Annotated in this window: 1 protein-coding gene; it reads right to left on the reverse strand. The window is 63.2% G+C overall.

Features of this window, described 5'->3' with window-relative positions:
• Positions 1-1,355 (reverse strand): glycoside hydrolase family 43 protein (locus tag AB0B72_RS40260; protein WP_367745068.1); only part of this gene is annotated, 1,355 nt, incomplete at its 3' end.
• Positions 1,356-1,406 lie beyond the last annotated feature (51 nt).

Below are 1,406 nucleotides of genomic sequence, written 5' to 3' on the forward strand. Positions count from 1 at the left end.
GTGGGTGTGGGGGTGGGTGTGGGGGTTGGGCCGGTGCCGTTGAACTGCCACCAGTTCATGTTGAACAGGGTGCCGCTTCCGCCGGTGAAGCGGAGGAACAGGTCGTGTGTTCCGGTCGCGCCGTTCACCGGGCAGGACACGCTCGTCCAGTTCTGCCACCCGCCGGTACCCGCGACGGTGCACGTCCCGACCAGGGTGCCGGTGGCGCTGTCCAGGCGGACCTCGATACGCCCGCCACCGGCCCCCGAGGCCACCCGCGCGGTGAACGACGTCGCACCGGAGCCGAAGGCGACACCCTTGACCTTGATGTAGTCGCCGTTCTCGATCCAGCCGACGTTCATCCCGCCCTCACTGGACGGCTCGGTCTCCACCCCCGACTCCCACGCGATCGTCTCGGCCTCCTGACGCACGTAAGGATTCAGCGTCCCGATCTGCGGCGCCCCCGTCGTGGTCATGTTGATCGTCGGGATCGTCCCACCCGAACCATAGGTGAACTTCTCCACCGCCACCGAACGCGTATAACCACCACCACCCGGCAACGCACCATTGTGATAGAAGAAATACGACCCACCCATGTAATCGATCACACCGGGATGGTTGGTGAAACTACCACCCTGCGTCGGCATCACCGTCCCACGATAGGTCCACGGCCCCGTCGGACCCGTCGCCGTCGAATACGCGATGAACTCAGAACAGCACTTGGCCGCGAACACGTTGTAGTAGATGCCGTTACGCTTGTAAACCCACGGCCCCTCCTCGAACAACGTCGGACGGTTCGCATCCCCGGTCCGAGTACCGAACCCCGCCGTAGTAAGCGGAATCTGCGACACCCCACCCGAGTAAGAGATCATGTCGGAGTTCAACCGCACATACGACAGATGCGGATTCCCCCAATACAGATACGCCTGCCCATCATCATCGATGAACACCGTCGGATCGATCTCACCGTTCTCCACCAGCGGACGCCCGATCGCATCCCGAAACGGCCCGGTAGGACTATCGGAGACCGCCACCCCGATGGCCATCCGCCCGCTCGACCGATTCGTCGTCGGCACATACCAGTAGAACTTGCCGTTCCGGTAGATCGTCTGACCCGCCCACGCATCCGACTTCGCCCAGCTGAACGTGGCCACACTGAGCGGCGAACCATGATCGGTCCAGTTCACCATGTCCGTCGACGACCAGACCCGCCAGTCCTTCATCGTGAAGTACGTCGAGCCGTCCTCGTCATGCCCCGTATACAGATACACCCGCCCGTTGTAGACCAGCGGAGCCGGATCAGCGGTATAGACCGTCTGAACGATCGGGTTGTCCGCCCTGGCCGCACCAGCGGGGAACAACGCCAACACACCCACCACAGCCACCGCCCAGACGACCCACCGCCTGACCGAGACCACAGCCGATAA

The sequence above is a fragment of the Microbispora sp. NPDC049125 genome (assembly GCF_040802045.1).
Taxonomy (GTDB): Bacteria; Actinomycetota; Actinomycetes; order Streptosporangiales; family Streptosporangiaceae; genus Microbispora.